At 70.9% G+C, this 7,797-nt stretch carries 3 protein-coding genes; all 3 read right to left on the bottom strand.

The features are described from left to right. Window positions 1–113 precede the first annotated feature (113 nt). Complete coding sequence (locus AC07AL_RS35725) at window positions 114–5,060, bottom strand: NAD-glutamate dehydrogenase (RefSeq protein ID WP_363587348.1); 4,947 nt, start codon at window positions 5,058–5,060, stop codon at window positions 114–116. 283 nt (window positions 5,061–5,343) lie between these two features. After that, window positions 5,344–6,969: an L-glutamate gamma-semialdehyde dehydrogenase gene (pruA, locus tag AC07AL_RS35720; RefSeq protein WP_400986708.1), complete on the bottom strand. Its 1,626-nt coding sequence runs from the start codon at window positions 6,967–6,969 to the stop codon at window positions 5,344–5,346. 150 nt (window positions 6,970–7,119) lie between these two features. Further along, on the bottom strand, window positions 7,120–7,779 hold the full coding sequence (locus tag AC07AL_RS35715) for an HAD family hydrolase (RefSeq protein WP_363587346.1): 660 nt from the start codon (window positions 7,777–7,779) through the stop codon (window positions 7,120–7,122). Between the last annotated feature and the right edge of the window lie 18 nt (window positions 7,780–7,797).

The following is a 7,797-nucleotide window of genomic DNA, read 5'->3' as shown; positions in this document are numbered from 1 at the left end:
CCCCCCCCCCCCCCCCCCCCCCCCCCCCCCCCCCCCCCCCCCCCCCCCCCCCCCCCCCCCCCCCCCCCCCCCCCCCCCCCCCCCCCCCCCCCGCCTGGCTGTACCGCCGGCCGTCAGCGCATGGAGCCCGTGCGCAGGAGGGTGCGGATGACCCGCATCGCGACCGAGAGGCTGGACAGCTCGTAGTTGTCCGAACCCCTTATGTCGTCGAGGGTGCTCTTGGCGCGGTTCAGCAGGGTGGCGTTGAGGTCCGCCCAGGCGCTGTAGCGCTCCTCCGGGGTGGCGCCCTCGGGGCCGCAGGCGAGGATGTCGGCGGTCAGCGCCGCGTGCGCCGCGAAGAGGTCCTCGCGGATCGCGGCCCGGGCCATCGACGACCAGCGGTCGGTGCGGGGCAGCTCGATGATGCGGTCGAGCAGGTGGGTGATCTGGAGGCGGTCGGCGAGGTCGTAGTAGAGCTCGGCGACCTCGGCGACGTCCTTGTCGGAGCGGTCCGCGACCTCGCTGATGTCCAGGGTCGGGAAGGTCGAGGAGAGGCCGGCGATCCGGGTGGCCAGTTCCTCCGGCACCCCGGCCGAGGCGAGCTCGTTGTAGACGGCCTCGAACCAGACCAGGTCGTCGCCGCGCAGCGGCTTGGGCAGCGAGCCCCAGACCTGGTCGACCCGGTCGTGGAAGAACTCGATGGTGCCGGCGATGTCGAGCGGCTGGCGGCGGTTGTTGAGCATCCACCGGGTGGCACGCTCGACCAGGCGCCGCGAGTGCAGCCGCATCTTGGTCTGGACCCGGGCCGTGACCTCGTTGTCCAGGCCCTCGATCTCGGCCCAGATGTCCTCCAGGTCGAACACGGCCCTGGCGGCGGTGTGGGTCCGGGCGATCTCCTCGTAGGTCGCGCCGGTCTCCTCCTTCAGCCGGAAGGCGAAGGTGCAGCCGCCGCGGTTGATCGTGTCGTTGACGATCAGGGTGGTGATGATCTCGCGGCGCAGCGCGTGGTTGTCGATCGCGTCGGCGAACCGGGCCCGCAGCGCGCTCGGGAAGTAGTCGTGCAGCGCGGTGCGGAAGTACGGGTCGTCGGGCAGCGCGGTGGCGAGCAGCTCCTCGGCCAGCGTGATCTTGGTGTACGCGAGCAGGACGGACATCTCGGGCTGCGAGAGGCCGCGGCCGTTCTGCTGGCGCTCGCGGATCTGGCGCTCGGTGGGCAGGAACTCCAGGCCCCGGTCGAGCTGGCCGGCCGACTCCAGCCGGTTGATCATCCGGGAGTGGACGTTGACCATGCTGTGCGCCTGGGCGACGGCGTTGGCCAGCACCACGTTCTGCGCGTAGTTGTTGCGCAGCACCAGGTGGCCGACCTCGTCGGTCATCTCGGCCAGCAGGACGTTGCGCTGCTTGACCGTCATGTCGCCGTCGGAGACGACCTGGTTGAGCAGGATCTTGATGTTGACCTCGTGGTCCGAGGTGTCCACACCGGCCGAGTTGTCGATGGCGTCGGTGTTGATCCAGCCGCCGGTGCTCTCGGGGCCGCCGACCGCGGCGTACTCGATGCGGCCGAGCTGGGTGCAGCCGAGGTTGCCGCCCTCGCCGATGACGCGGGCCCGGACCTGGTCGCCGTTGACGCGGATGGCGTCGTTGGCCTTGTCGCCGACCTCGGCGTTGGTCTCGGTGGAGGCCTTGACGTAGGTGCCGATGCCGCCGTTCCAGAACAGGTCGACCGGCGCCTGGAGGATCGCCTTCATCAGCTCGGCCGGGGTGAGCCGGGTGTCCTGGACGCCGAGGGCGGCCCGGACCTGCGTGCTGAGCTGGATCGACTTGGCGGTGCGCGGGAAGACGCCGCCGCCGGCCGAGATCAGCGACTTGTCGTAGTCGTCCCAGGAGCTGCGGGGCAGTTCGAAGAGCCGGCGCCGCTCGGCGTAGGAGGCGGCGGCGTCCGGGTTCGGGTCGAGGAAGATGTGGCGGTGGTCGAAGGCGGCGACCAGGCGGATGTGCTCGCTGAGCAGCATGCCGTTGCCGAAGACGTCGCCGGACATGTCGCCGATGCCGATGACCTTGAAGTCCTCGGTCTGGGTGTCGACGCCGAGCTCGCGGAAGTTGCGCTTGACCGACTCCCAGGCGCCGCGGGCCGTGATGCCCATGCCCTTGTGGTCGTAGCCGGCCGAACCGCCGGAGGCGAACGCGTCGCCCAGCCAGAAGCCGTAGGACTCGGCGACGCCGTTGGCGATGTCGGAGAAGGTCGCGGTGCCCTTGTCGGCGGCGACGACGAGGTAGGTGTCGTCCTCGTCGTGGCGGACGACGTCGGCCGGGTGGACGACCTCGCCGGCGACCAGGTTGTCGGTGATGTCGAGCAGCGCGGAGATGAACGTCTTGTACGAGGAGATGCCCTCGGCCAGCCAGGCGTCCCGGTCGACCGACGGGTCCGGCAGCTGCTTGGCGACGAAGCCGCCCTTGGCGCCGACCGGCACGATGACGGTGTTCTTGACCATCTGCGCCTTGACCAGACCGAGGATCTCGGTGCGGAAGTCCTCGCGCCGGTCGGACCAGCGCAGACCGCCGCGGGCGACCTTGCCGAAGCGCAGGTGCACGCCCTCGACCTGCGGCGAGTACACCCAGATCTCGAACGCGGGGCGCGGGGCCGGCAGGTCCGGGATGGCCTTCGGGTCGAACTTCATCGACACGTAGGAGTGCCAGTCACCGGAGCCGTCGTGCTGGAAGAAGTTGGTCCGCAGGGTGGCCGTGATGAGGTGCAGGAAGGAGCGCAGGATGCGGTCCTCGTCCAGCGAGACGACCTCGTCGAGCGCGCCGGACAGCTCCTCCAGGATGCCCTCGGTCAGCTCGGCGGCGCCCTGCTGGTGGCTGGGGCTCAGCCGGGCCTCGAACAGGTTGACCAGCAGCCGGGTGGTGTGGGTGTTGTTGCGGAGCGCGTCCTCCATGTAGTCCTGGGAGAACGTGGAGCCCGCCTGGCGCAGGTACTTGGCGTACGCGCGCAGCACCGTCGCCTGGCGCCAGGTCAGCCCGGCGGTGAGGACCAGCTCGTTGAAGCCGTCGTTCTCGGCCTTGCCGGTCCAGGTGGCGGCGAAGGTCTCCTGGAAGCGCTCGCGGGCCTCGTCGGTGAGCTCGGTGGCCTCGCGCAGCCTCAGGCCGAAGTCGTACACCCACGCGGTGGTGTCGTCGGAGCGGCGCAGCGCGTACGGGTGCTCGTCCAGCACCTCGACGCCCAGGCGCTGGAGCACCGGCAGGACCTCGGTGAGCGAGATCGGGCCGCCGACCCGGTAGACCTTGAAGCGGCGCTCGTCGTCGCCCGCGCCGACCGGCTGGTACAGGTTGAGGCGGAAGTCGCCCTCGCCGTGCAGCGACTCGATCTGCTTGATGTCGGCGACGGCGGTGCGCGGCGGGAAGTCGGCGCGGTAGCCGTCGGGGAAGGCGTTGGCGTACTTGTGGCCGAGCTCGGCGGCCTTCTCCTCGCCCAGTTCGGTGTGCAGCTGGTCGTGGAAGCCGTCCATCCAGAACCGGGCGGCCTCGGCGAGGCGGTTCTCGATCCGCTCGATGTCGGAGTCGGTGAGCCGCGGCAGTTCGGTGCCGGGGGCGACGCGGACCACGAAGTGCAGACGGGTCAGCACCGACTCGGTGGCGTACACCGTGTAGTCGATGGTGGCGCCGTTCAGCTCCTCCTTGAGGATCTCGGTGAGCAGCAGCCGGATCCGGGTGGTGTAGCGGTCGCGCGGCAGGTAGATGAACGCGGAGAAGTAGCGCCCGTACTCGTCCTGGCGCAGGAAGAGCCGCAGCTTACGGCGCTCCTGGAGGTACAGCACGCTGGTGGCGATGGAGATCAGCTCGGAGGCCGCGGTCTGGAACATCTCGTCCCGCGGGAAGGTCTCCATGATCTGCAGCAGGTCGCGGCCGTCGTGGCTCTCGCTGGAGAAGCCGGAGCCTTCGAGCACCTCCTGCACCTTGCGGCGCACGACCGGGATGCGGGTGACCGACTCGGTGTAGGCGGCGGAGGAGAACAGGCCGAGGAAGCGGCGCTCGCCGATCGGCTCGCCGGCGGCGTTGAACTTCTTGACGCCGACGTAGTCCAGGTAGGACGGGCGGTGCACGGTGGAGCGGCTGTTGGCCTTGGTGAGGACGAGCAGCTTCTTCTCGTGGGCCTTGGCGCGGACCGGCGCGGAGAGGCGGCCGAAGGCCTCGCTGGCCGGGTGGTGGTGGTCGTCGTGGCCGCGCGGGTCGGAGCGCAGGATGCCGAGGCCGGTCCCGGCGACGGCCTTCAGGACCTCCTCGCCCTCGTGCTCGACCAGGTCGTACTCGCGGTAGCCGAGGAAGGTGAAGTGGTCGTCGGCGAGCCAGCGCATCAGCTCCCAGGCCTCGCCGACCTCCTGCTCGGGCAGGCCGGTCGGGGGCTCCTCGGCGAGCTCGTCGGCCAGGCGCAGCGCGCTCTCGCGCATCTTGCTCCAGTCCTCGACGACCTCACGGACGTCGCCGAGCACCCGGCGCAGGTCGGTCTCGATCGCGCGCAGGTCGTCGCGGTCGGTCTCGCGGTCGATCTCGATGTGCATCCACGACTCGACGGTCGCGTCGGCGGGCCACTCGGTGCCGGCGGCCTGGCTGCGGGAGCAGGCGTCGACGTCCAGGATCTCCAGCAGCTTGCCGGTGATGTCACGGCGGACGACCAGCTGGGGGTGGATCACGACGTGGATGGCGCGGTCCTGGCGGGACAGCTCGTTGGTGACGGAGTCGACCAGGAAGGGCATGTCGTCGGTGACGACCTCGACCACGGTGTGGCCGCAGGACCAGCCGTTCTCCTCGACCGAGGGGGTGTACACCCGCACCTCGGCGGTGCCCTGCGGGCGCTTGAGGCCCAGCCGGTAGTGGGAGGCCGCCGCGCCGTAGACGTCGACCGGGTCGCGGTCGACCAGGTCCTCGGGCGCGGTGTGGAGGTAGTAGTGGTGCAGGTACGCGGTCAGAGCGCCGTTGCTCAGGCCTTCCCCCGGCGCCGCTCCCCCCACCTGGCTGTTCTCAGCGGCTGTGGCTGCCTTCTTGAGCAGGTCGGCCTTGGCTGCGTCCAGCTTGGTCTGCATGACTTCTTGGCTCCTGTCGCGCGCCGTTGCGTGACTCGGTGGTGTGTGGGTGTACACCGACGGGTCACTCGCAATCCTGCCGCACCTTCCAACTGAAAGGGCTTCATGGCACGCATGAAATACCTTCGCAGTGGGTAGGACGATTCGTCCTGCGGAGCCACCCGACGACGCCAGCCAGCCTAACCGGATCAATCGAAGGTGGACAGGGACAGGGAGGCGCAAACCCGCAGGATGATCGGTCCGTCCTGGACACCATGTCCAAACCGGAGCCTCCCGTTCACTCTCAGCCCATGTGCGGGTACCGCAGGTCCGTGGGGGGAACGAAGGTCTCCTTGATCGCGCGGGCCGAGGTCCAGCGCAGGAGGTTCTGGGCGGCGCCCGCCTTGTCGTTGGTCCCGGAGGCCCGGCCGCCGCCGAAGGGCTGCTGGCCGACGACCGCACCGGTCGGCTTGTCGTTGATGTAGAAGTTCCCGGCGGTGAACCGCAGCGCCTCGACCGCCTGGGCGATGGCGTAACGATCCTGCGCGATCACCGAGCCGGTCAGGCCGTACGGGGCGCCGGAGTCGACCCGGCGCAGCACGTCCTCCCAGCGGGCGTCCTCGTAGACGTGGACGGCCAGGATCGGACCGAAGTACTCCGTCCGGAAGATCTCGTTGCGGTAGTCGGAGGAGACCAGGACGGTCGGCCGGACGAACCAGCCGATCGCGTCGTCGTACTGGCCGCCCGCCGCCAGCTCGATCGTCGGATCGGCCTTGGCCCGCTCGATGGCGTCCCGGTTCTTCTCGAACGCGCGCCGGTCGATGAGCGCGCCCATGAAGTTGGAGAGGTCGGTGACGTCGCCCACCGTGAGCGCGTCCACCTCGGCCACCAGCTCGTCCTTGATCTTCTGCCAGAGGCTGCGCGGCAGGTAGGCCCGGGAGAGCGCCGAGCACTTCTGGCCCTGGTACTCGAACGCGCCGCGGACCAGCGCCGCCTTCAGGATCGCCGGATCGGCCGAGCGGTGGGCCAGCAGGAAGTCCTTGCCGCCGGTCTCGCCGACGATCCGCGGGTACGTCCGGTAGCCGCCGATGTTGGCGCCGATGGTCTGCCAGAGCGACTGGAAGGTGGCGGTGGAGCCGGTGAAGTGCAGCCCGGCGAGCGCCGGGTCGGCGAGGGCGACCGCGGACAGCTGGACGCCGTCGCCGGTGACCAGGTTGACCACCCCGGGCGGCAGACCGGCCGCCTCCAGCAGCCGCATCAGGTAGTGCGCGGCCAGGGTCTGGGTCGGCGCGGGCTTCCAGACCACGGTGTTGCCCATCAGCGCGGGCGCGGTCGGCAGGTTGCCGGCGATCGCGGTGAAGTTGAACGGGGTGATCGCGTAGACGAAACCCTCCAGCGGGCGGTGGTCCACCCGGTTCCAGACGCCCGGTGCGGAGATCGGCTGCTCGGCCAGGATCCGCCGGGCGAACTGGACGTTGAACCGCCAGAAGTCGATCAGCTCGCAGGCGGAGTCGATCTCGGCCTGCTGCGCGGTCTTGGACTGGCCGAGCATGGTGGCCGCGTTGAGGGTCTCCCGCCAGGGCCCGGCCAGCAGGTCGGCGGCCCGCAGGAAGACCGCCGCCCGGTCGTCGAAGGACAGCGACCGCCACTGCCGGCCCGCCGCGAGCGCCGAGTCCACCGCCGCGCGGGCGTCCTCCCGGGTGGCGTTGCCGAGCACCCCCAGCTTGGCGGCGTGGTGGTGCGGCTGGACGACGTCGATCCGCTCACCGCCGCCGAACCGCTGCTCGCCGCCGATGGTCATCGGCAACGGGATCTGCTCGGCCGCCAGCTCGTCCAGCCGCCGGACCAGCCGGTCCCGCTCCGGGCTGCCGGGCGCGTACCCCAGCACCGGCTCGTTGACCGGGAGGGGCACCTCGGTGACTGCGTCGATCGGCATGGCGGCTCCGTCCTGCTGACTGCTCCGGTGGGAGGGCCCGATCCACCGGACAGGCCCTGGTCCAGCCTGACCAGCGGCCGCGCGATCCGCCCGCTCAGACACGCGGACGGCGGACGTGGCGCCCGCCACGCCCGCCGCGGACGGTCAGCCCCGCCCCAGCCGCCCGGCCAGCTCGACCGCCTCCGCCAGGCTGTCCACCACCGGCACCCCGAGCGGCTCCAGCTTCTCCCGGGTGTGCGAGCCGCCGGTGTAGAGCACCGCGTGCGCACCCGCGCCCAGCGCCGCCCGGGCGTCGTCCGCGGCGTCGCCGATCAGCACCGTACGGGCCGGGTCCACCCGCTCGCCGAGCGCGGCCAGGTGCCGGGCCAGCTGCTCCGCCTTCTGGCCGCCGGACGGGCCGCTGCGGCCGTCCACCCGCAGGAACCGGCCGGTCAGGCCGAAGGCGTCGACCAGCGGCAGCAGCTTCTCGTGCTCGTACATCGACAGCAGCGACTGGCTGTGCCCGGCCTCCCGCCAGCCGTCCATCAGCTCGTGCACGCCGTCCGTCAGCCCGCAGGCCGGGCTCAGCTCCCGGTAGCGGTCGTGGAAGGCCTCGTCCAGCCGGAGCCACTCCTCCTGGGACGGCATCCGGCCGAGCAGCCGCTCGTAGAACCGGGGGATCGGGATCTCGTACTGCTCGCGGTACTCCCGCATGGTCATCGGCCCGACGCCGATGGTCGCGAACGCGGCGTTGCTCGCGCCGAGCACCGCCTCCATGTCGTGGAAGAGCGTGCCGTTCCAGTCCCAAACGATGTGTGTAGCCACGCGCGAAACGGTAGCCCC

This window comes from Kitasatospora sp. NPDC043949 (genome assembly GCF_056435365.1).
The sequence above is the reverse complement of the archived record's forward strand: the minus strand, read 5'-3'. Positions and strand labels throughout refer to the sequence as shown.